This window comes from Vibrio sp. 05-20-BW147, assembly GCF_013369385.1.
Lineage (GTDB): Bacteria > Pseudomonadota > Gammaproteobacteria > Enterobacterales > Vibrionaceae > Vibrio > Vibrio floridensis.
This window is the reverse complement of sequence record NZ_SZTO01000010.1, coordinates 35,232-57,056: the sequence shown is the minus strand read 5'-3', so window position 1 is coordinate 57,056 and position 21,825 is coordinate 35,232. Positions and strand designations below refer to the sequence as shown.

At 48.6% G+C, this 21,825-nt stretch carries 16 protein-coding genes; 9 read left to right on the top strand and 7 right to left on the bottom strand.

Features of this window, described 5'->3' with window-relative positions; all coding sequences use genetic code 11:
* Position 1: 1 nt before the first annotated feature.
* The 3 genes from mukF to mukB are packed head-to-tail and all read left to right on the top strand — an operon-like array spanning position 2 to position 6,502.
* Positions 2 to 1,339, top strand: a complete 1,338-nt coding sequence (gene mukF, locus FC652_RS10590) for a chromosome partition protein MukF (protein ID WP_011150799.1) — start codon at positions 2 to 4, stop codon at positions 1,337 to 1,339.
* Complete coding sequence (gene mukE / locus FC652_RS10585; protein WP_011080023.1) at positions 1,320 to 2,042, top strand: chromosome partition protein MukE; 723 nt, start codon at positions 1,320 to 1,322, stop codon at positions 2,040 to 2,042. The genes mukF and mukE overlap by 20 nt, the downstream gene beginning before the upstream one ends.
* Positions 2,039 to 6,502, top strand: a complete 4,464-nt coding sequence (mukB, locus tag FC652_RS10580) for a chromosome partition protein MukB (protein WP_176298529.1) — start codon at positions 2,039 to 2,041, stop codon at positions 6,500 to 6,502. Before mukE ends, mukB begins: the two co-directional genes overlap by 4 nt.
* A 51-nt stretch (positions 6,503 to 6,553) precedes the next feature.
* On the opposite strand, the gene FC652_RS10575 is transcribed toward mukB, so the two are convergent.
* Positions 6,554 to 7,603, bottom strand: coding sequence for an AraC family transcriptional regulator (locus FC652_RS10575; protein WP_013571411.1), 1,050 nt, complete (start codon positions 7,601 to 7,603; stop codon positions 6,554 to 6,556).
* Positions 7,604 to 7,764: 161 nt separating this feature from the next.
* Between FC652_RS10575 and FC652_RS10570 the strand changes: the two genes are divergently transcribed.
* Positions 7,765 to 9,249, top strand: coding sequence for a coniferyl aldehyde dehydrogenase (locus FC652_RS10570; RefSeq protein WP_101957207.1), 1,485 nt, complete (start codon positions 7,765 to 7,767; stop codon positions 9,247 to 9,249).
* Between the two features lie 81 nt (positions 9,250 to 9,330).
* Positions 9,331 to 10,971, top strand: a complete 1,641-nt coding sequence (locus FC652_RS10565) for a GMC family oxidoreductase (RefSeq protein ID WP_045620520.1) — start codon at positions 9,331 to 9,333, stop codon at positions 10,969 to 10,971.
* 124 nt (positions 10,972 to 11,095) lie between these two features.
* On the opposite strand, the gene FC652_RS10560 is transcribed toward FC652_RS10565, so the two are convergent.
* From FC652_RS10560 to FC652_RS10535, 6 genes are all read right to left on the bottom strand, one after another.
* Positions 11,096 to 12,088 carry an alpha-L-glutamate ligase-like protein gene (locus FC652_RS10560; RefSeq protein WP_011080029.1) on the bottom strand — a complete coding sequence of 331 codons (993 nt, stop codon included), beginning with the start codon at positions 12,086 to 12,088 and terminating at the stop codon, positions 11,096 to 11,098.
* 3 nt (positions 12,089 to 12,091) lie between these two features.
* Complete coding sequence (locus FC652_RS10555) at positions 12,092 to 13,597, bottom strand: inactive transglutaminase family protein (protein WP_176298528.1); 1,506 nt, start codon at positions 13,595 to 13,597, stop codon at positions 12,092 to 12,094.
* A 7-nt stretch (positions 13,598 to 13,604) separates the two neighbouring features.
* Entirely contained in the window at positions 13,605 to 14,351 is a 747-nt protein-coding gene (locus FC652_RS10550; RefSeq protein ID WP_101957205.1) for an ATP-dependent zinc protease, read from the bottom strand.
* 132 nt (positions 14,352 to 14,483) lie between these two features.
* Positions 14,484 to 15,455, bottom strand: a complete 972-nt coding sequence (cmoB, locus tag FC652_RS10545; protein ID WP_176298527.1) for a tRNA 5-methoxyuridine(34)/uridine 5-oxyacetic acid(34) synthase CmoB — start codon at positions 15,453 to 15,455, stop codon at positions 14,484 to 14,486.
* 160 nt (positions 15,456 to 15,615) lie between these two features.
* A complete protein-coding gene (gene cmoA / locus FC652_RS10540) occupies positions 15,616 to 16,353 on the bottom strand; it encodes a carboxy-S-adenosyl-L-methionine synthase CmoA (RefSeq protein WP_026050621.1) in 738 nt (245 codons plus the stop codon).
* 101 nt (positions 16,354 to 16,454) lie between these two features.
* The gene (locus FC652_RS10535; protein WP_176298730.1) at positions 16,455 to 17,321 is read right to left on the bottom strand and encodes a DUF72 domain-containing protein; all 867 of its coding nucleotides are present in this window, start codon (positions 17,319 to 17,321) and stop codon (positions 16,455 to 16,457) included.
* A gap of 271 nt (positions 17,322 to 17,592) precedes the next feature.
* Between FC652_RS10535 and aspS the strand changes: the two genes are divergently transcribed.
* The 4 genes from aspS (at position 17,593) to ruvB (ending at position 21,689) form a co-directional block, all read left to right on the top strand.
* On the top strand, positions 17,593 to 19,371 hold the full coding sequence (gene aspS, locus FC652_RS10530) for an aspartate--tRNA ligase (protein WP_176298526.1): 1,779 nt from the start codon (positions 17,593 to 17,595) through the stop codon (positions 19,369 to 19,371).
* A 66-nt stretch (positions 19,372 to 19,437) separates the two neighbouring features.
* Positions 19,438 to 19,959, top strand: a complete 522-nt coding sequence (gene ruvC / locus FC652_RS10525; RefSeq protein ID WP_011080036.1) for a crossover junction endodeoxyribonuclease RuvC — start codon at positions 19,438 to 19,440, stop codon at positions 19,957 to 19,959.
* A gap of 89 nt (positions 19,960 to 20,048) precedes the next feature.
* Positions 20,049 to 20,663 carry a Holliday junction branch migration protein RuvA gene (ruvA, locus tag FC652_RS10520; RefSeq protein ID WP_176298525.1) on the top strand — a complete coding sequence of 205 codons (615 nt, stop codon included), beginning with the start codon at positions 20,049 to 20,051 and terminating at the stop codon, positions 20,661 to 20,663.
* Positions 20,664 to 20,684: 21 nt separating this feature from the next.
* Positions 20,685 to 21,689, top strand: coding sequence for a Holliday junction branch migration DNA helicase RuvB (gene ruvB / locus FC652_RS10515; RefSeq protein WP_176298524.1), 1,005 nt, complete (start codon positions 20,685 to 20,687; stop codon positions 21,687 to 21,689).
* Positions 21,690 to 21,825 lie beyond the last annotated feature (136 nt).

Below are 21,825 nucleotides of genomic sequence, written 5' to 3'. Positions count from 1 at the left end.
AATGAGTGAGACAACTCTCAATGCTGCAGAGCAACCAATCGATGAATTGGTTAGTTGGGTTAAGCAGCACGATTTCTCATTGAACCTGACCACCGAGCGATTGGCGTTTCTCATCGCCATCGCTGTATTAAGTAACGAAAGGTTTGATGAAGAGTTGGGTGAAGGTGAGCTGCATGATGCGTTTACTATCGTCACTCGACTGTTTGAAGAAACGGGTGAAGCCTCAGCGTTTCGCGCCAACAACGCCATCAATGAGTTGGTTAAGCAGCGCCTGATCAGCCGCTTTACCAGCGAAATGACGGAAGGTGCCAGTATCTACCGTCTTTCGCCGTTGGCGATCGGCATTACCGACTACTATGTCCGTCATCGAGAATTCTCCAAGCTTAGATTATCGATTCAGCTCTCCATGGTGGCTGGCGAAATGGCGAAAGCCATTGAAGCAGCCAAGCAAGGCGGGACGGCAGGGCATTGGAAAAAAAATGTCTATGCGGTGCTGAAATATTCTGTGGGTGAGATTTTTGATCAAATCGATCTCAACCAACGCGTGATGGATGAGCAACAACAATCGGTTAAACAGCAAATTGCCGATCTGCTGAACAAAGATTGGCGTGAAGCGATCAACAACTGTGAGTCACTGCTTTCAGAAACCTCGAACACGCTCAAAGAGCTGCAAGATACGCTGCAAGCGGCAGGGGATGAGTTGCAAACTCAGATCTTGGATATTCAAGAGTTGGTCTATGGGGATGAAGAACTCGAGTTTATCGAAGAAACTCTGTTTGGGTTGCAGATGAAGCTCGATCGCATCACCAGCTGGGGTCAACAAGCCATCGATCTGTGGATCGGTTACGACCGCCATGTTCACAAATTTATCCGTACCGCGATTGATATGGATAAAAACCGAATCTTCAGTACTCGTCTACGCCAATCGGTCAAAGATTACTTCGACATGCCATGGTATCTCACTTACGCAGATGCTGAGCGTTTGAGCGATTTGCGTGATGAAGCCTTAGTGCTGCGTGACGACGAAGTGACCGGACAAGTGCCACTTGAAGTGGAATATGAAGAGTTTCAACAAGTCAATGATGAGCTTGCCGAGCGTATCGGCGAGATGTTGCGCCTACATAAAGATAACGGCAAGCCGATCGATCTCGGCATCGTTCTCAAAGATTATCTCGCGCAGCACCCTCGCACTCATCATTTCGATTTAGCTCGTATCGTTATCGACCAAGCGGTGCGCATGGGTTATTCCGAATCGGATTACCAAGCGATTCAGCCAGATTGGCAGGCAATTAACGACTACGGCGCAAAGGTACAAGCAAATGTCATCGACCGATATTAATGAATACATGCCAGAAAATCTGGCCAAAGCGATTTGCAACCCGCTGTTTCCAGCATTGGATAGCATGCTGCGTGCAGGTCGTCACATCTCGAGTGAAGATTTAGATAACCACGCACTGCTATCGGATTACGAAGTTGAGCTGTCGGCTTTTTATCAACGTTACAATACCGAATTGGTGAAAGCGCCAGAAGGTTTCTTTTACCTTCGTCCGCGTTCAACCTCATTGATTGCCCGCAGTGTGCTCTCTGAGCTGGACATGTTGGTGGGTAAGGTGCTCTGTTTCCTTTACTTGAGCCCAGAGCGTTTGGCACATGAGGGTATCTTTACCAATCAAGAGTTGTATGAAGAGCTGATCGCACTGACCGATGAAAAGAAACTGATGAAATTGGTGACCAACCGAGCATCGGGGTCTGATCTCGACCGTGAAAAGTTGTTCGAAAAAGTACGCACCTCATTAAGACGTTTACGCCGTTTAGGCATGATCATCAATGTGGGAGACAGCGGCAAATTCAGCATCAGTGAAGCGGTGTTCCGTTTTGGTGCGGATGTGCGCGCGGGAGATGATATTCGCGAAGCGCAATTGCGTTTGATCCGCGATGGTGAAGCGGTGGTTCACACTCAAGAGCCGACTCAGGCAAGCCTACTGGCTGACGAAGAAGAACAGGATTATAACGAGCAAGCTGAATTAGAAGGTGAAGCATGATTGAAAGAGGTAAATATCAATCGCTGACCATGGTCAACTGGAACGGCTTTTTCGCTCGTACCTTTGATATTGATGGATTGGTCACCACCCTGTCAGGGGGCAATGGTGCAGGTAAATCAACCACGATGGCGGCGTTCATTACCGCGTTGATTCCAGACCAAAGTTTGCTGCATTTCCGTAACACAACCGAAGCGGGCAGCAGCCAAGCCTCTCGCGATAAAGGGCTTTACGGTAAGCTACAACCGGGTGCCTGTTACGCGGCATTGGATGTGGTGAACTCACGCAATCAACGCTTACTGTTTGCGGTGAAGCTACAGCAAGTGGCGGGCCGTGACAAAAAAGTGGACATCAAGCCGTTTGTGATTCAAGGCTTGCCAAGTCATGTGAAGCCAACGGATGTGCTGATTGAATCCGTCTCGGCCACTCAGGCGCGCGTTCGTCAAATCAACGAAGTGAAAGAGAGCGTTGCTCAGTATGAGGGCGTTCAGTTTAAGAGCTTCTCTTCGATTGTCGATTACCATGCACAGATGTTTGAGTTTGGCGTTATTCCGAAGAAATTACGCAACTCGAGCGACCGTTCGAAGTTCTACCGCCTGATTGAAGCTTCATTGTATGGCGGTATTTCGAGTGCGATTACTCGTTCGCTGCGTGACTACCTGTTGCCACAAAATGGTGGGGTTAAGAAAGCGTTCCAAGATATGGAATCGGCATTGCGTGAAAACCGTATGACGCTGGAAGCGATCAAAACGACGCAAGCTGACCGCGATCTTTTCAAGCATTTGATCACGGAATCCACCAATTATGTGGCGGCAGACTATATGCGTCACGCCAATGAGCGTCACAAGAAGTTAGAGCAAAGTTTGTCACTACGCTCTGAACTCTTTAGCTCGCGCGAGACACTGATTGAGCAAAACCGCTTACTGAACCAAGTTCAGCAAGAGTTGGAAATGCTGATTGAATCAGAATCGGCATTGGAGCAAGACTACCAAGGCGCTTCTGACCATTTGCAGTTGGTGCAAAATGCTTTGCGTCAGCAAGAGAAAATCGAGCGTTACCAAGAAGATCTTGAAGAGCTGAATGAGCGTCTTGAAGAGCAATCCATGGTCGTGGAAGAAGCGCAAGAGCGCGTCTTAATGGCCGAAGAGCAGTCTACCGTCGCAGAAAACGAAGTAGACAGCTTGAAAACGCAGTTGGCCGATTACCAACAGGCGTTGGATGTGCAGCAAACTCGCGCGCTTCAATATCAACAGGCAGTTCAAGCGCTAGAAAAAGCCAAAGTGCTTTTGTCTGACAGCACGTTAACCGCTGAATCTGCGCAAGCCTTGGTGGCGCAGTTAACCCAAAGCGAAGCGGAACAGACTCAAGCCTTATTGGCGCTAAAGCACAAACTGGACATGTCCTCCGCGGCCGCACAGCAGTTTGAAAATGCGCTGAAATTGGTGCACAGCATTGCTGGTCAAGTTGAACGTGCAGAGGCTTCTCGCCATGCGAAAGCGGCCATTCAACAAGCCCGCTCCGCTCAGCAAGTGGTGCAAAACGAAAACCAATGGCGCGCGCAGCATCGTGACTTAGAACGTAGCTTGAATCAGCAAAACCAAGCGCAAGCCTTGGTCGCGGAATACCAAAAAGCACACCAAGTTACGCTTGATGATGAAGTGATGTTTGAGCAAGAGCGTGAACGTCATCATGCCCAACTTGACTCTCTTGAGATTGCGTTGGAAGAGAATCGCGAATTGCGTAGCGAGCAGCGCCGTCAGGAGCAAGATTTACAAAGTGACATCACGCAGCTTCAGGCGATCGCGCCAAAATGGATTGCGGCCAATGATGCACTCGAAAAACTGCGTGAGCAAAGTGGCGCAGAGCTGGCGGATAGCCAATCGGTGATGTCACAAATGCAGCAAGTTCTTGAGCAAGAGAAACAGCTTTCTCAAGCCAAAGACAAGCTGGCAGAGCGTCGCAGCCAACTGGAAAGTGAAATTGAACGTCTGGCCTCTCCTGGTGGTTCTAATGACCCACGTTTGAAAGGTTTAGCGGATACGCTAGGCGGTGTCTTGCTTTCTGAGATCTATGACGACATCACCATTGACGATGCGCCTTACTTCAGTGCGATGTACGGCCCTGCACGTCATGCGATTGTGGTGTCCGATTTGTCGGGCATCGAAGAAAAGCTGGTGGAACTCGATGACTGCCCTGAGGATCTTTACATCATTGAAGGCGATGTGGATGCCTTTGATGACAGCTCAATCAAAGCGGAAGAGCTAGAGGGCGCAGTGTGCGTGCGTTTGAACGATCGTCAAATGCGTTACTCTCGCTTCCCTGTGATCCCGCTGTTTGGTCGCGCAGCACGTGAACAACGTCTAGAGCTGCTGCGTAGCGAGCGCGAAGAAGTCGTTGAAAAGCACGCGAAAGCGGCATTTGACGCGCAGAAAATGCAGCGTTTATTCCAAGTGTTTAACCAGTTTGTGGCTGAGCACATCCAAGTGGCCTTTGCTGCGGATCCTGAGCAAGCACTTGTGATTGCGCGCGATAAGCGCAACCAACTGACGCGTACTCTGGCTGAGTTGGAAGCGAAAGAGCAGCAGATGCGCAGCCAAATCCAAAACAGTAAGCAAGCGCTTACCATGCTGGATAAATTGGCACCGATGATGGCGGTGATCAGCGATGACACCATCGGAGAGCGCTTCGCGGAACTGGAAGAGAAAATTGCTCAGTTGGCCGATGCGAAGCAGTTCTTAAACGCACACGCCAAAGCGGTTGAGCAGTTAGAAAGCCAATTAGCGGTGCTTGACGCTGATCCTGAGCAGTTCGATGCACTGGAAGCGCAATATCAAAGTGCAGATAGCCAATTGCAAGCGTTGAAGAAGCAAATCTTCGCCTTGTCGGATTTGGTTGAACGTCGCCACTATTTTGCTTACGCCGATTCGGTTGATCTGCTTAGCAAGAGCAGCGAGCTGAGTGAACAGCTAAAAGCGAAATTGGTGGAAGCGGAACGTGCACGTAGCCGTTACCGTGATGAGCTCAGGCAGCAGCAAGATCAGATGAACCAATACAACCAAGTGTTGGCCTCTCTAAAGAGTTCATACCAAGCGAAGTTGGAAACGGTTCAAGAATTTAAGCAAGAGCTGGCAGAGTTTGGTGTCAGTGCCGATGAAGGGGCGTTGGAGCGCGCGATTCGTCGTCGTGATGAGCTTCACGAGCGTTTGCACACCTCACGCAGCCGTAAGAGCGAGTACGAACGTACCCTTACTTCAACAGAGCTGGGCATGAAAGAACTCGCCAAGCGCTTGAAGAAGGTGCAAAAAGAGTACGTTGAACTGCGTACGTTTGTCGTTGCAGCGAAAGCAGGCTGGTGCTCAGTACTGCGTTTAGCACGTGAAAATGACGTAGAGCGCCGCCTACACAAGCGTGAGCTGGCTTACTTGTCGGCGGGTGAACTGCGTTCCATGTCGGATAAATCACTGGGTGCACTGCGTCTTGCGGTTGCCAACAATGATGATCTGCGTGATGCACTGCGACTATCTGAAGATAACGCGCGTCCTGAACGCAAAGTCTTGTTCTACATTGCGGTTTACCAGCACTTACGTGAGCGTATTCGCCAAGACATCATCCATACCGATGATCCGGTCGAAGCGATTGAAGAGATGGAAGTGGAACTGGCTCGTCTGACTGAAGAGTTGACCATGCGTGAAAACCGCTTGGCCATCAGTTCTGAGTCGGTGGCGAGCATCATTAAGAAAACCATCCAACGTGAACAGAACCGTATTCGCATGTTGAACCAAGGTTTGTCCAATATCTCGTTTGGCCAGGTGAAGGGAGTTCGACTCAATGTGAAAGTGCGCGAAAGCCATGAAGTGTTACTGAATGGTCTCGCCACGCAGCAAGAACAGCATAAAGATCTGTTTGAAACGGCACGTTACACCTTCTCTGAAGCGATGGCGAAACTGTTCCAGCGCGTTAACCCGCACATTGATATGGGGCAGCGTTCACCACAAGTTTTGGGTGAAGAACTGCTGGATTACCGCAACTACCTTGAATTGAGCATTGAAGTAAACCGTGGCTCTGATGGTTGGCTACAAGCGGAATCGGGTGCACTGTCTACTGGTGAAGCGATTGGTACTGGCCAATCTATTCTCTTGATGGTGGTGCAAAGCTGGGAAGAAGAGTCACGTCGTCTGCGTAGTAAAGACATCGTACCGTGTCGTTTGCTATTCCTTGATGAGGCGGCGCGTCTGGATGCGAAATCGATCTCAACACTGTTTGAGCTCTGTGATCGCCTCGATATGCAACTTCTTATCGCTGCGCCAGAGAACATCAGCCCAGAGAAAGGCACCACTTATAAACTGGTGCGTAAAGTGTTTAAAGATCACGAACACGTGCATGTCGTCGGTTTGCGTGGCTTTGGCCAAGAGCAGAAACCGAAGAGTGAAGCGCAACAGATGATCGAAGAGTTTGAAGCGTAAACTCAATAGCGATAAAACCAAACGCCCGCGATGATCATCGCGGGCGTTTTTTTATTGTTGATGAAGCTCAGGGCGAGTCAGCGCTTGCTGACGAAATTGCTTCGGTGACGCGCCGCTCCATTTGCGAAATGCGTGACGGAAATTGGCGCTATCGGAAAAACCAACACGCTCTGAAATCTCTTCAATGCTCATTTTCGTGGAAGCAAGGTAGTGGCGGGCAAAATGGAAGCGCACATGATCTAAGATTTGTTGGTAGCTACTCTCTTCTGTTTTCAAGCGACGGCGAAGGGTTCTTGAGGACATGCCAAGTTCGGCGGACAAGGTTTCAATAGACGGATAATACCCTGGTCTTTCCACAAACATTTGGGTGATTTTTTCCTTGAGGCTTGCTTTGCCGCTTACTTTCTCCAACATTTCGTCGCACGATTTAAGGCACAGTTGCAGTGTGGCGGTATTGGCCGCGGGAAGAGGCTCTTGCAAACTCCTAGCATCAAACTGCCACTCTAAACGTGGGCTGTTAAACTCGATTTGGCAGTGAAATATTTGCCGATAGAGTTCACTGTATTCCGGTTCGGGATAGGGGAATCGGATAATCGTGGAAGGGAAGGGCTTTTGCATCACTTCTTCGCATAAGCTGTGTATTGCAGCAAACCAATATTCACAACAAAACGGCAAAAGAGATTGCAAATCAATCAATTGTTCGGCGCGAAAATAGCCGGTATGGCCTTCGATACCCATGGTCTTTTTGAGCACAGGGCCGGCCAATCGCAGGTACTTAAAACCAATCATCATCGCGTCGAAGAGCGTATTGCTGCTAAATATCGCGTAACCCAGCACGCCAAAATCACTAAATCGGGCTTGCTGACCGACGCGTAGACCTAATCCGCCCTCTTCTGAATGGGCTAAGGCATTGCTAAAAATCGCCAATTTTTGTGCGAGTGTGATGTGCGTGTCCGGAGTATAGAGTTGCGAAACGCTGAGACCACTGCCGAGCAGCAGTGAGTCAATGCTGACTTTTGATTCCAAATAGCGGTTGAGTAGCTGCAGATCTAAAATGCCACAAGCTTGAGCATCCGGTTCATAAACGGCAACGTATTTCATTGTCCCTCTCCATTTCAACGTCATCCTAGCGCGGACTGAGGTGCGATTCAGTCACCTTAAGATAATTTTGTCCGAATATCACCGTTTTTTGTCTTTTTGTAACCTGTGCGTCATGTTATCAAAATGTTGTAATCATTTGCATTGCACCGTGGGAGAGAAACATGAATGTACTGGCTAGGCAAGATAGGGACGTACATCGCGATCAAGGAGTGATGGCAACCCATGACGCCACAGCAAGCGAACTTGCAACGTGGTTTTCCGAATTACAAACGGCTTATCAAGCAGAGCCTAGCGCGAGCTACTTGGTGAGAAAACATCGATTACTGGCGCTAAAAAAACAACTTTCTCGGTATCAAGACGTACTGGCAGAAGCAATGAGTCAAGATTTTGGAGGTCGAAGTCATACCGAGTCCATCATGGCGGATGTGCTTGCGCCAATTCTTGATATCAACCATGTACTCAAACATTTAAAGGGGTGGATGAAGCCCAGCCGAAGAGCGACAGAGTGGTTGTTTAAAGGCAATCAACTGGAGGTTCGTTATCAGCCGAAAGGCGTGGTAGGTATTATCTGCCCTTGGAATTTCCCGTTGTATCTCTCGATAGGCCCGATGATCACGGCGTTAGCCGCAGGCAATCGCTGTATGATCAAGATGCCACCCAATTGCCCGCAAACCACGCGACAGCTCCGTCGCATGCTTGCCGAGATCTACCCAACAAATCTAGTTCGTATCGTAGAAGGTACGCATCCAGAAGCGATGGACATTTCACATTTACCTTTTGATCATTTGGTGTTTACTGGGTCCCCTGCGAGCGGAAAGATCATCATGGCAAACGCTGCCGCCAATCTCACGCCGGTAACGTTAGAGCTGGGGGGCAAGTCGCCAGTGGTGGTGTTTGATGATTATGAGATAGCAAAAGCAGCGCAGCGAATTGCGCATGGTAAAGGGTTCAACTCTGGGCAAATCTGTATCGCTCCCGATTACGCGTTTGTGCCTGAAGGTAAGCAAGAAGCCTTTGTTGATGCGTTGAAATCTGCCCATCAAAGTATGTACGGTGATATCAAGGCCAATCAAGATTACACCGCGCTAGTCGATGACGCGCAGTACCAGCGATTCCATAGCTTGCTTGAGGATGCGCGAAGCAAAGGAGCGACGATTACCCAATGTCTTGAACCTGGAGAAGGGCGAAAAACGCCGCTGTATATTGCGACCAACCTGACGCCAGATATGCGTATCTGCCAAGAAGAGATCTTTGGGCCTCTATTACCGGTTCACACCTTTCAGGCCATCGAAGAGGTCATCGACTATATCAACCAACGGCCAAGGCCTCTAGCGTGTTACTTGTTCAGCCATCATCCAAAACAACGTGAAACCTTGCTCACTCAAACCCACAGTGGCGGTGTCACCATCAATGGTTGGGGCTGGCATGTGCTCAACCATTCTGTGCCGTTTGGCGGCATCGGCAATTCCGGCATCGGCAACTACCATGGCGAAGAGGGCTTTCGTGAACTTAGCCACGCACGCACCGTCTTGAAAATGCGTGATTGGTTTCCGATTCAGTTGTTTGCGCCACCCTATGGCAATTGGGTGCAAAAACTGGTGGTGCGCGTGTTTGCTGGCAAACCCGATCCCACACTCAAAGAGTGATTTTTAAAACAGCTTCAACCGTACTGATGGCGTTGAAAACGTCTTAAAACAGAAATACCCAGTCGAGGTAGAGGAGAGAGCATGAAGGAATATGATTTTATTGTTGTCGGTGGCGGCTCTGCCGGTTGTGTGTTGGCGTCTCGATTGACGGAAGATCCTGACGTCACCGTCTGTTTGCTGGAAGCGGGGGGCAAAGATAGCAGCCCTCTCATTCATACACCTGTTGGCATGGTGGCGATGATGCCCACCAAAATAAACAATTGGGGGTTTGAAACCATCCCACAAGCAGGTTTGAATGGTAGAAAAGGGTATCAACCGCGGGGCAAAACGTTAGGCGGTTCCAGTTCTATCAATGCCATGATGTACGCCAGAGGGCATCGATACGACTACGACTTATGGGCGAGTTTGGGAAACGTCGGTTGGAGTTATGACGACTGCTTACCCTATTTCAAAAAAGCGGAGAACAACGAGATTCATCGTGATGAATTTCATGGCCAAGGTGGCCCTTTGAATGTCACTAATTTACGCTCACCGAGTGACGTGTTGGAACGTTATTTAGCCGCTTGCGAGTCGATAGGCGTTCCACGCAATCCCGACATCAATGGCGCGCAGCAGTTGGGAGCGATGGCCACTCAAGTAACACAAATCAATGGTGAAAGGTGCAGTGCCGCCAAAGCGTATCTTACTCCTCATTTGGACAGGCCAAATTTAACGGTGTTAACTCAAGCGACCACCCATAAAATTCTCTTTGACGGCAAGAGAGCTGTTGGCGTCGAATATGGCCAAAAAGGCCACACGTTTCAGATCCGCTGTAAGCGAGAAGTGATTTTATCTGCTGGCGCGTTTGGCTCTCCACAACTGCTTTTGCTTTCGGGCGTCGGGGCGAAGAAGGATTTACAGCCATATGGTATTCAGCAAGTTCACTCATTGCCCGGGGTGGGGGAGAACTTGCAAGACCACATTGACTTAGTTCATACCTATCGTTGCAGTGCCAAGCGCGATACCTTTGGTGTCTCACTTCGTATGGCGTCGGAATTGACCAAAGCATTACCACAATGGATCACGCAACGGACGGGTAAAATGAGCAGCAATTTTGCTGAGGGGATCGGCTTCTTATGCTCTGATGACAGCGTAGAGATCCCCGATCTGGAGTTTGTTTTTGTCGTGGCTGTAGTGGACGATCATGCGCGGAAAATTCATGCAAGCCACGGCTTTAGTAGCCATGTGACTTTATTACGCCCAAAAAGTGTTGGCCGCGTCAAACTGAACAGCGCCAACCCTTACGATGTGCCCCGCATTGACCCGGCGTTTTTTACGCATCCAGAAGATATGGAAATCATGATCAAAGGCTGGAAAAAACAGCAGCAAATGTTGGAGAGCTCGGCGTTTGATGACATTCGAGGGGAGAGCTTTTATCCCGTTGATGCCTCGGATGACAAAGCGATAGAGCAGGACATCCGCAACCGAGCCGATACACAATATCATCCGGTTGGCACGTGCAAAATGGGCGTGGCAAGTGATCCGCTGGCCGTGGTTGATCATCAGCTCAGAGTTCATGGCTTGGCGGGGCTAAGAGTGGTGGATGCCTCCATTATGCCGACCTTGATTGGCGCAAACACCAACGCGCCAACTATCATGATTGCGGAGAAAATCGCCGATGCGATTAAAGCGCACTATGCGGGTTTGGTTTGTGCGGAGAAGGAAACTATGCCAGTGGTTTAACCGTTGTTAAGAGTGTCGTTGTCGACGTTTTAGGATAAAAATACGCCACTGCGCTCAAATGGCCAACAAGAAAACGCCCGCAATCATCGCGGGCGTGTATCGTATAAGTGACGCAAGAATTGATCTAGCTTGCGCTGCTATCAAAATCTTGTTTTGCGCCAAATTGACGCATTGAATACGCGACGCGCTCTTCCGCTGAGGGATAGACCAGTGGTGCGCCCAAGTTCTCAATATGGTGTAAGCGTGGTAAAAGCCCTGCACCGTTGGCAATTTGAATCGCTAGACCAGGGCGAGCGTTGAGTTCCAATACCATTGGTCCTTCTTCTTTATCCAACACCATATCGGTACCGAGATAACCCAGTCCGGTCATTTCCCACGCACTGGCTGCCAAGGTCAACAAACGTTGCCAATGAGGCACTTGCAAAGTGGCAAGATCTTTTCCTGTATCTGGATGGTGAGTGACAGGTTGGTTGAACTGCACGGCACGAATCGCTTTCCCCGTCGCAATATCAATACCTACCCCAACCGCACCTTGGTGCAAGTTGGCTTTTCCATCAGACGCGGCCGTTGAGCAACGCATCATCGCCATCACAGGGTAGCCTTTGAATACGATGATCCGCACATCGGGCACCCCTTCGAAGCTGAAGCCGTCAAAGCAGTTATCAAACTTAATTAAGTTCTCAACCACGGCGACATCGTTCTTACCACCAAGAGAGAATAGCCCCGCCAGCGCATTAGAAATATGACGTTCAATCTCTTCTTTGTTGATGGTGGAACCCGAAGGTTTGGTGTAAACGCCCTCTTTGTGCGAGGTCACCACAAGAATGCCTTTACCGCCACTACCACGAGCGGGTTTGATCACAAACCCGGGCCAATCTTTGACCATTTCGTGAATGCGTTTCACATCGGCCTGATTGCTGATCACGCCAATCAACTGTGGCACTGTACAGCCCGCTCGTTGCGCGATGATCTTGGTTTTGAGCTTGTCATCCACCAAAGGGTATTTGGAACGGTCATTATAGCGACCAATATAAGCGTGATTACGCTTATTCATTCCCATGATCCCTTTGCGTCGCAGCTTCATCGGCGATGTGTACTTAGACAAAAAGGAGAACATAGATTAATCCTCTGCCAGTGGTTTGAAGCGACGCAACTCGGTGATGCGGTAACCGGTGTAAGTACCCAGTAATAGAATCGCTGCCAGTACAACAAGCTGCAGACCAATAAAGTTGAAGGTCAGGTGCTGGATGTATGGGTTAGTCATGCCAAGGTAAACCAATACTGCGGTAAACAGTGAACCACCGCCTTGCAGTACCACCTCTTTCGCGCCTTCTTCTTCCCACAAGATGGACATACGTTCGATGGTCCATGACAAGATGATCATCGGGAAGAAGGTGATAGAAAGGCCTTCAGTTAAACCAATTTTGAATGCCACAACGGTGAATATGGAAATAATCAGAATAACGGTAATAATGACCGCAGATATCCGCGCAACCAACAGCAAGTTCAGTTTGGAGAGGTAGCTACGAATGATCAAACCCGTACCCACAATCAATAAGAAACCGACAATCCCCGTCACCAGTTGCGTCTGTACAAACGCCACGGCAATCAGTACGGGCATAAAGGTGCCGGATGTTTTCAAACCAATGATGACGCGCAAGAACACCACAATGAGTGCGCCAATCGGCACCAACATAATGGTCTTAAACATCGCTTGTTCTTCGAGAGGTAAGCTGTGAATTGAGAGGTTCAGTAGGCCATCGGCTTCCACTTTGTTGTTGGTTGCCGCTTGCGGTGAAATGTCTTGCGCAATCATCGAGAAATGCACTTGGCTATTTTGACCACCGACCAAATCTAACAGCGATACGTTAGAATCATCCCATACCAGCAAGTTGCCTTGGTCAGCGTGTTGCTCAGAGTTTGGCGAGAATAGAACCCAAGATTGCCCATCCCACACTTGAATCATCGATTCAATCGTTTGGCGACGACGGCCATCTTCCAAAGAAATCACGCCAACCAGCTTGCTTTGAACATCGGCAGTCGACAGAAGTTTGTAAATAGTGGTGGCACGGTCAGCGTTGTTAAGCAGTAGCGCTGCGTTTTGGCTTTCGGGATCGTTGAGTGTCTTGATCAACTCGCGCGTGAACGTGATGTTATCAGATGAGCGAGCCATCGCGCGGTCAATCAGAGCTTGTGCGGCGGTTTGTTCCGGATTGGAATAGGTCGGTTTGTTGATCGGCTCAGTGGGCGGTTGTACAGTCACTTTTGCCTGTGGGTCGACGAGAAACTGCGTTTTGTAGTAAATCGTTTGTGGGCCACTCGCCTGACGGATCGACCACTCGGCGCGGCGGCCCGAAGCCGTATTGACGTATGAAACACCATAACCCGGAGAGGATGCCGTTTCGTTGATCAACGTAAAACCATTTTGCGTATGAGGCGCAGCCAACGAGGCTTTGACCTCTTGACCACTGGCATTGAACTCGATACGCGCTTCAATATCCCAGATCTGGCGGCTTTCGCCGGGCGTCCATGGCACGCCATAGGTTTGATGGCGAAACACGCTGAGTGTTATTCCTGCGACAATCAGCAGGATGATAGAGAGATAAAAAGGAACTCGGGAAGTCATAGCCTACCTATTTTTTCTTTTGTCCGGTTTGAATGTAACTGCGACTGACGTCTACAAGAGCAATATCGCGAATAAACTCACGCCCTAGAAGAACGGGATGACTCATTTGTGAGCGATCTGCCAATGTAAATTGTGCTTTCTCTTTGATTGCGCCTACTTTGACCCACAGTTCAACCACCGCGCGTCGTTCAGTATCGTCATTGGTCGATTGACGAATCTTCACATAGCGAATAACGGGGGCTTCAATCCAGTTTTGTTCTGTAGCAGGTTGTTCGGGATCTGAGAGGTGGAAGCGAACCCAATCTTTACCATTGCGCTCGAACATTTCGATGTCCACGGCATTGAGTGATGATGTGGTAGCACCAGTGTCGACACGGGCATCAAATGACTGATTAATAGAGTCGATAGTCACTTTCTCTATCGCACCAAGAATGATTTGATTTTTGGCTGGTGCAGGTGGCGCGGCAATGACTTTAGGTTCTGGTTTTTTCTCTTCAGACGACGCCAAACTTTGCTGTTGAGTCAATTGAAGATGTTCAACTTGTTTTTGTAACTCGGTAATTTGAGTCTCAAGGCTCTCGATGTAATCGACTTGGTTTGAGGATTGCAGAGTGAGATTCTCTATCTTATTCGTAATACGAGCCTCAGAGTCTTGGAGGGCGGTCAGGGTTTTCTGATGATATTGCTCACCATTGGTTAAAGTACAGCCAGATAACAAAACGAGAGCGAGTACTGGCGTCAATCTTATAAACATTGAATGCCTTAAAAAGTGAATTAGGGGAATAAGTTATTGTAAAGAGGAGTGTAGCGTATAAAAAAGGATGCGTGAAGCATCCTCTTGTTAGGGTTTAGTGATACTCAAATTATTGAGTCAAAACCGTGTCAATTATGGCTTTTTCGCCACCAAAATTGCGCGGCGAGGTGCTGGATAACCTTCCACCGTTTTGCTCGGGTCATTCTGATCGAGATAATCAGGCAGTGAATTGTGAGTCATCCAATTGGTGGTGCGTTGCTCGTCGACAGAGGTGACGTTTTCGTCCACGATGCGCACGTCTTCAAAGCCAACCAATTCTAACCACACTTTTAAAGCGCGAGCCGAAGGGAAGAAATACACATTGCGCATTTGAGCGTAGCGCTCCTTGGGAACCAAAACGGCGGTTTCATCCCCTTCAATCACCAAGGTTTCCAGAATCAATTCACCGCCTGAGACAAGCTGATCTTTCAGTTGAATTAAGTGATCAAGCGGAGAGCGACGGTGATACAACACCCCCATGCTGAAAACGGTATCGAACGCTTCAAGTTTTGGTAGCTGTTCAATACCCAATGGCAGCAGGTGTGCACGTTGATCGCCACCCATTAACTTACGGATCGCTTCAAACTGAATTAAAAACAGGTGTGATGGATCAATACCCACGCACAGACGTGCGCCTTCACCCAACATGCGCCACATGTGATAACCATTGCCACAGCCAACATCCAGCACGCTGCGATTTTTCAATGGTGAAATATGAGGCAGAACACGGTCCCATTTCCAGTCACTGCGCCATTCGGTGTCAATATGAATGCCGTGAACGGTATAAGGGCCTTTGCGCCAAGGGTGGAAAGTACGCAGCAAGCTTTCAAGCTTCTTCAACTCGCCTTGATGGAACGGGGTGTCATTGCTAATGGTGACAGAGTGCTTAATGTCTATCTGATCGGGTGCGCCTTTTGGGATCTTATTGAGTGCTTTTAACCAGCGAGGGAAATCACCATGCTCAGCATTTTGCCAATCTGTTAGCTGTTGAGGTAGAACGTTTAGCCATGGCTGAAGACGAGTGTCTTGAGCGATTAACTGGTAAAAATTAGCAAAATTAAACATCGTTTTTCACTGAGTAATAAATTAAAAATTGACACTAAATGCGAAACGTTAAGACTTTCTCGCTTCTCGCTTCTCGCTTCTCGCTTCTCGCTTCTCGCTTCTCGCTTCTCGCTTCTCGCTTCTCGCTTCTCGCTTCTCGCTTCTCGCTTCTCGCTTCTCGCTACTTAATCGCAAACATCGATCCAAAGTTAAAGCATTGGAACCAAACATCGTAGCTGCTGAATCCAATTTGCGCGAAGCGCTCTTTGTGTTGTTTCTTCGAATCTGGACGCATCACGTTTTCAATGGCACTGCGTTTTTGGCTGATTTCTAGTTCACTGTACCCATTTGCTCGTTTGAAGTCATGGTGAAGGTCAATCAACAGCTCATTAGAAACTTGATCTTCAAAAACGTACTTTTCGGAAAGGATCAAAATACCGCCAGGACGCAAACCTGCGTAGATTTTTTCCAGCAATGCGTAACGATCTTCCGGTGATAAGAACTGCAAAGTAAAGTTGAGAACCACCACGGAAGCATTTTCGATATCTATGTTGCGGATATCGGCTTCAATCACGTTCACGGGTGTATCGCTGCGGTAGGCATTGACGTGAAGCTTACAGCGCTCGACCATCGCTTTAGAATTATCGACCGCAATGATCTGACAGCCTTCTTGTTTGATGTGGCGACGCATTGAGAGTGTGGCTGCGCCCAGTGAGCAACCCAAGTCATACACATTACTGTGAGGTTTGACAAAACGTTCGGCCAACATACCAATAGCAGAAATGATGTTGCTGTAACCCGGAACCGAACGTTGAATCATGTCTGGAAAGACTTCCGCCACGCGTTCATCGAAGGTGAAATCCCCAATTTTATCGATTGGAGCCGAAAAAATAGTATCTGGATTGCTTTTTGGGTTCATAACCATTCTCTGCTAACAAGCTGCCTATTTTCACATAGGCGGTAAAAAGGCGCGTATTTTAGGGGAATTTCCTCAAGCTGTCATGCATTGCAAGACACGGCTTAGAACATCTGTATTTGGCTATTGCCACTATTGGCAGGAAAATCAGACAGATTGGGCAGTTTCACTTGTTGCTGTAATTGTTGGTAAAGTCGTTTGGCTAACTGGGGGCCTTCTACGTTATCTGGTGTGTGGATCATCAAATACGGTTGCTTACCCTCGGCAATCCAAAGGGGTAATTTGCTGAGCCAAGGGGAAAAGAAGGGCAGGTTGCTCTCTAGATCGGGATGACCAATAAAGCGAATCATTGGATGCTCAGCCGTCGCGATGGCGTGAACGGGCACCTTTGGTTTTTTCTGGTGCGCATCGATAACGGCCTCGGTTGTTGCTGGAGCAGCGAAAACCGGACGGCTATCCATGATGATGCGATCAATCTTTGTTTCCATTAACCATTGATTCAAGCGTTTCTCATCCTCTCCTTTCGCAAAAAAAGCCAAATGACGCACTTCGATTCCCAGCGGAAACCCTTCGGGAAAGTAAGAGCAGAAACGTTGTAGCAGCGGTAAATGCTCTGGTGAAAAAGCCGCGGGAAGTTGGATTGTCCATTGACCAATACGCGGGTGCAGCGGTTCCATGACACTCAAAAACTCGCGTAACAAACCCTGAGAGCCTTTAAGCATCTGCTGGTGGGTAATCTGCTTTGGCAACTTAAAGGTGAAACGAAAATCGTCATGCGTGGCCGCGCGCCAGTTGAGTACGGTTGGTGTATTTGGCGTTGCGTAGAAGGTCGTGTTGCCTTCGACAGTGTGAAAGACCTGTGCGTACTTTTCCAGCCGTTCTGCGGGTTTGGTCCCCGAGCCATAAAAGTCTTGTTGCCACTGATTGTGTGACCACATGGTCAGACCCAATCGAAGAGGAAGCGTGTTCATGGTTTCTCGCTGCATTTATTCCTAGCCTCACTGTACGAGAGTTTTGCTGAAATCGGTAGTTTCGCGTTATAATCCCGACCAATTTTTCACATTTGATGTGCTTTTGAGCAGTTGCTGTATCAAAAAGCATCAATGCATGATAAAACGCAATAAATTGTATTCTGACTAGTCGATTTTCACCGACATTCAGCGTATAAATGGACCTTTGCTCTGTTGAGAAAATGACCGACAGAGAGTAGTTAACAATTTTAGAGAGATTGGGAATTTCATTATGCGTACCCATTACTGTGGTCACCTGAACAAGTCCCTTGCAGGACAAACTGTAGAACTTTGCGGCTGGGTTAACCGTCGTCGTGATTTAGGCGGTCTTATTTTTATTGATATGCGAGATCGTGAAGGTATCGTTCAGGTAGTTGTTGATCCAGATATGGCTGATGCGTATGCAGTGGCAAGCCAACTGCGGAATGAATTCTGTATCAAGCTAACGGGTGAAGTTCGCACTCGTCCTGAAAGCCAAGTGAATAAAGAAATGGCAACGGGTGAAGTAGAGATCTTGGCTAAAGGTCTTGAAATCATCAACCGTTCTGACGTGCTGCCTCTCGACTTCAACCAGAAGAACTCGGAAGAGCAACGCCTGAAGTACCGCTACCTAGACTTACGTCGTCCAGAAATGAGCGACCGCATCAAGCTACGTGCAAAAGCGTCTAGCTTTGTTCGTCGTTTCCTCGATGACAACGGTTTCCTAGACATTGAAACGCCAGTACTAACCAAAGCGACACCAGAAGGCGCGCGTGACTACCTAGTACCAAGCCGTGTTCACAAAGGCAGCTTCTACGCACTTCCTCAATCTCCACAGCTGTTCAAACAGCTGCTTATGATGTCTGGCTTTGACCGTTACTACCAAATCGTTAAGTGTTTCCGTGACGAAGACCTACGTGCAGACCGTCAGCCAGAATTCACGCAGATCGATATCGAAACGTCATTCATGACGTCTGATCAAGTACGTGCAGTGACGGAAAAAATGGTTCGCGAAATGTGGCTAGAGTTACTGAACGTTGACCTAGGTGAATTCCCAGTTATGCCGTTTAGCGAAGCGATTCGTCGTTTCGGCTCTGACAAACCAGATCTACGTAACCCACTAGAGCTAGTAGACGTTGCTGACCTTGTTAAAGACGTTGATTTCAAAGTGTTCTCTGGCCCTGCTAACGATGAGAAAGGTCGTGTGGCCGTTATCCGTGTGCCTGGTGGTGCTGAGCTTACTCGTAAGCAAATCGATGAGTACACTGCCTTTGTAAGCATCTACGGTGCTAAAGGCCTAGCATGGATGAAGGTTAACGACCGTGCAGCTGGCATGGAAGGTATCCAATCTCCAGTCGCGAAATTCCTAAGCGAAGACGTAATCAACGGTATTCTAGAGCGCACTCAAGCAGAATCGGGTGACATCATCCTATTTGGTGCGGATCGCGCAAATGTTGTTTCTGAAGCGCTGGGCGCACTTCGTCTAAAACTGGGTAAAGACCTTGGCCTAACCAAAGAAGGTTCTTGGGCTCCACTGTGGGTTGTTGACTTCCCAATGTTCGAAGAAGACGACGAAGGCAACTTACACGCGATGCACCACCCATTCACATCGCCTCTAGGTCTGACCGCTGAAGAGCTCAAAGCAAACCCAGCGCCAGCGATTTCAAATGCGTACGACATGGTTCTCAACGGCTACGAAGTGGGCGGTGGTTCTGTACGTATTCACAACGCAGAAATGCAGGCAGCGGTATTCGATATTCTTGGTATCGATGCTGACGAGCAAAAACTGAAATTTGGCTTCCTATTGGACGCACTGAAATTCGGTACGCCTCCGCACGCAGGTCTTGCATTCGGTCTAGACCGCCTTGTCATGCTACTGTGTGGTACCGAGAACATTCGTGACGTTATCGCGTTCCCGAAAACAACGGCAGCCGCGTGTCTGATGACAGATGCACCAAGTGTGGCTAACCCAGCAGCACTTGAAGAGCTTGCGATTGCCGTGACGGTTGCAAAAGAAAAAAGCGCAGAATAAGCAATAAGCGTTAAAAAACTCCCGCAAACGCGGGAGTTTTTGTTTAAGGAACAGATAGGAAGTGTCATGTCGATTATTCTAGGAATTGACCCAGGCTCTCGCGTTACTGGCTATGGTGTGATTCGCCAAAATGGCCGACACCTGCAATATCTTGGCAGTGGTTGTATTCGTACATCAGAAAAAGATTTACCTGGTCGTTTAAAGCAAATTTATGCGGGTGTAACGGAGATTATTACTCAGTTTCAGCCGGATGCGTTTGCCATCGAACAGGTCTTCATGGCGAAAAATGCCGACTCAGCACTCAAACTTGGCCAAGCGCGTGGTGCGGCGATCGTTTCTGCCGTGAATCACGATTTGCCAGTTTACGAATACGCAGCTCGTTTGATTAAGCAAGCCGTGGTAGGCACGGGTGGGGCTGATAAAGCACAGGTGCAACACATGGTGCAACATATGCTCAAGTTACCCGCTAAACCCCAGGCGGACGCGGCCGATGCGTTAGGTGTTGCCATTTGTCACGCCAATACCAATAAAACCCTCATTGCCTTAGCCGGGCAGGCGACCAGTGCTAAACGAGGCCGTTATCGTTAGTCTTGTGTCCGTTTTATGAGATAAAGAACTGGATGTCTATCCAGTTCTTTATTATCCTGTCGCAAATTCATTTCTAAAGAGTATTGAACGTGATCGGACGTCTTCGCGGCATTCTGCTGGAAAAACAACCCCCTGAATTGTTGATTGAAGTTAATGGCATTGGCTATGAAGTTCAGATGCCAATGAGTTGTTTCTATGAGCTTCCGAATATCGGGGAAGAAGCCATTATCTATACTCATTTTGTGGTGCGTGAAGATGCTCAGCTGCTTTATGGCTTCAATACCGTTAAAGAACGAGCGCTGTTTAGAGAAGTCATCAAAGCCAACGGGGTGGGACCAAAACTGGGTTTGGCCATTTTATCGGGCATGACAGCAAGCCAATTTGTGGCGTCGGTAGAAAGAGAAGACATTTCCACGTTGGTCAAATTGCCGGGTGTTGGTAAGAAGACCGCAGAACGTCTTGTAGTTGAGATGAAAGATCGTTTGAAAGGCTGGAGCGCTGGTGATCTGTTCACGCCATTTACCGATGCAGCGCCAATCGATTCAGGCAGTACAAGCAGTAACAGCGCAGAAGAAGAAGCGGTCAGCGCGCTCTTGGCGTTGGGATATAAGCCTGTACAGGCATCAAAAGTAGTGTCGCAGATTGCTAAACCGGATATGACCAGCGAACAGCTGATCCGTGAAGCGCTCAAGTCCATGGTCTAATCGCGCAAAATAGGTATTGATATGATTGAAGCCGATCGCTTAATTGCGCCGAACAATCCCGCTTTTCGTGATGAAGATGTGATTGACCGCGCGATACGACCAAAGAAACTGGCCGATTACCAAGGCCAAGATCACGTGCGTGATCAAATGGAAATTTTTATTAAAGCAGCGCAATTGCGTAACGAAGCGCTCGACCATTTATTGATTTTTGGCCCTCCAGGTTTGGGTAAAACCACCTTAGCGAACATTGTTGCAAACGAGATGGGCGTAAACATTCGCACCACATCAGGACCGGTGTTGGAAAAAGCGGGGGATTTGGCGGCCTTGCTGACCAATCTTGAAGAAAACGATGTACTCTTCATCGATGAGATACACCGACTCAGCCCGATGGTGGAAGAAGTGCTGTATCCAGCCATGGAAGATTACCAATTGGACATTATGATTGGTGAAGGCCCTGCTGCACGTTCTATCAAAATCGATTTGCCGCCCTTTACATTAATTGGTGCGACCACTCGTGCTGGCTCACTGACTTCCCCTCTGCGTGATCGTTTTGGTATTACCCAGCGTTTGGAGTATTACAAAATTCCTGATCTGCAGAATATCGTGCAACGCAGTGCTGACTGCTTGGGGCTTTCCATGGAAGCGGAAGGGGCATTAGAGGTGGCGCGTCGTGCGCGTGGTACACCGCGTATTGCCAATCGCTTGTTGCGCCGAGTGCGCGATTTTGCTGAAGTAAAAGGCAATGGTCACATCTGTGCAGACACCGCAGACAAAGCGCTCAACATGCTCGATGTGGACTCGAAAGGTTTTGATTACATGGACCGCAAGTTGCTGTTGGCCATCATGGAGAAATTTGGCGGTGGTCCGGTTGGCTTAGATAACATGGCAGCTGCGATCGGTGAAGAGAAAGACACGATTGAAGATGTGTTAGAGCCATATTTGATTCAGCAAGGTTATTTACAACGCACGCCTCGGGGGCGAATCGCAACCGATCGGGCGTATCTTCATTTCGGAATTGAAAAGTAAGTTTGCAAGGCTAGGTATGAAATTTCCTAGCCTTTTCTTTATTGTGACCAATGTCACAATAAAGAAAATCCAACTACCTCTAAATAGGTAATGCAAAATCGCGCATTGTAAACATCTCGTAGCCATAATGAGGTGT

Excerpts from the sequence above, each read along its gene's own strand:
- mukB (WP_176298529.1), top strand. The coding sequence starts at position 2,039 with ATGATTGAAAGAGGTAAATATCAATCGCTGACCATGGTCAACTGGAAC.
- FC652_RS10560 (WP_011080029.1), bottom strand. The coding sequence starts at position 12,088 with ATGTTCTCCTTTTTGTCTAAGTACACATCGCCGATGAAGCTGCGACGC.
- FC652_RS10565 (WP_045620520.1), top strand. The coding sequence starts at position 9,331 with ATGAAGGAATATGATTTTATTGTTGTCGGTGGCGGCTCTGCCGGTTGT.
- FC652_RS10575 (WP_013571411.1), bottom strand. The coding sequence starts at position 7,603 with ATGAAATACGTTGCCGTTTATGAACCGGATGCTCAAGCTTGTGGCATT.
- ruvC (WP_011080036.1), top strand. The coding sequence starts at position 19,438 with ATGTCGATTATTCTAGGAATTGACCCAGGCTCTCGCGTTACTGGCTAT.
- FC652_RS10535 (WP_176298730.1), bottom strand. The coding sequence starts at position 17,321 with ATGAACACGCTTCCTCTTCGATTGGGTCTGACCATGTGGTCACACAAT.
- FC652_RS10550 (WP_101957205.1), bottom strand. The coding sequence starts at position 14,351 with ATGTTTATAAGATTGACGCCAGTACTCGCTCTCGTTTTGTTATCTGGC.
- mukE (WP_011080023.1), top strand. The coding sequence starts at position 1,320 with ATGTCATCGACCGATATTAATGAATACATGCCAGAAAATCTGGCCAAA.
- FC652_RS10555 (WP_176298528.1), bottom strand. The coding sequence starts at position 13,597 with ATGACTTCCCGAGTTCCTTTTTATCTCTCTATCATCCTGCTGATTGTC.
- ruvB (WP_176298524.1), top strand. The coding sequence starts at position 20,685 with ATGATTGAAGCCGATCGCTTAATTGCGCCGAACAATCCCGCTTTTCGT.
- cmoB (WP_176298527.1), bottom strand. The coding sequence starts at position 15,455 with ATGTTTAATTTTGCTAATTTTTACCAGTTAATCGCTCAAGACACTCGT.
- FC652_RS10570 (WP_101957207.1), top strand. The coding sequence starts at position 7,765 with ATGAATGTACTGGCTAGGCAAGATAGGGACGTACATCGCGATCAAGGA.
- aspS (WP_176298526.1), top strand. The coding sequence starts at position 17,593 with ATGCGTACCCATTACTGTGGTCACCTGAACAAGTCCCTTGCAGGACAA.
- mukF (WP_011150799.1), top strand. The coding sequence starts at position 2 with ATGAGTGAGACAACTCTCAATGCTGCAGAGCAACCAATCGATGAATTG.
- cmoA (WP_026050621.1), bottom strand. The coding sequence starts at position 16,353 with ATGAACCCAAAAAGCAATCCAGATACTATTTTTTCGGCTCCAATCGAT.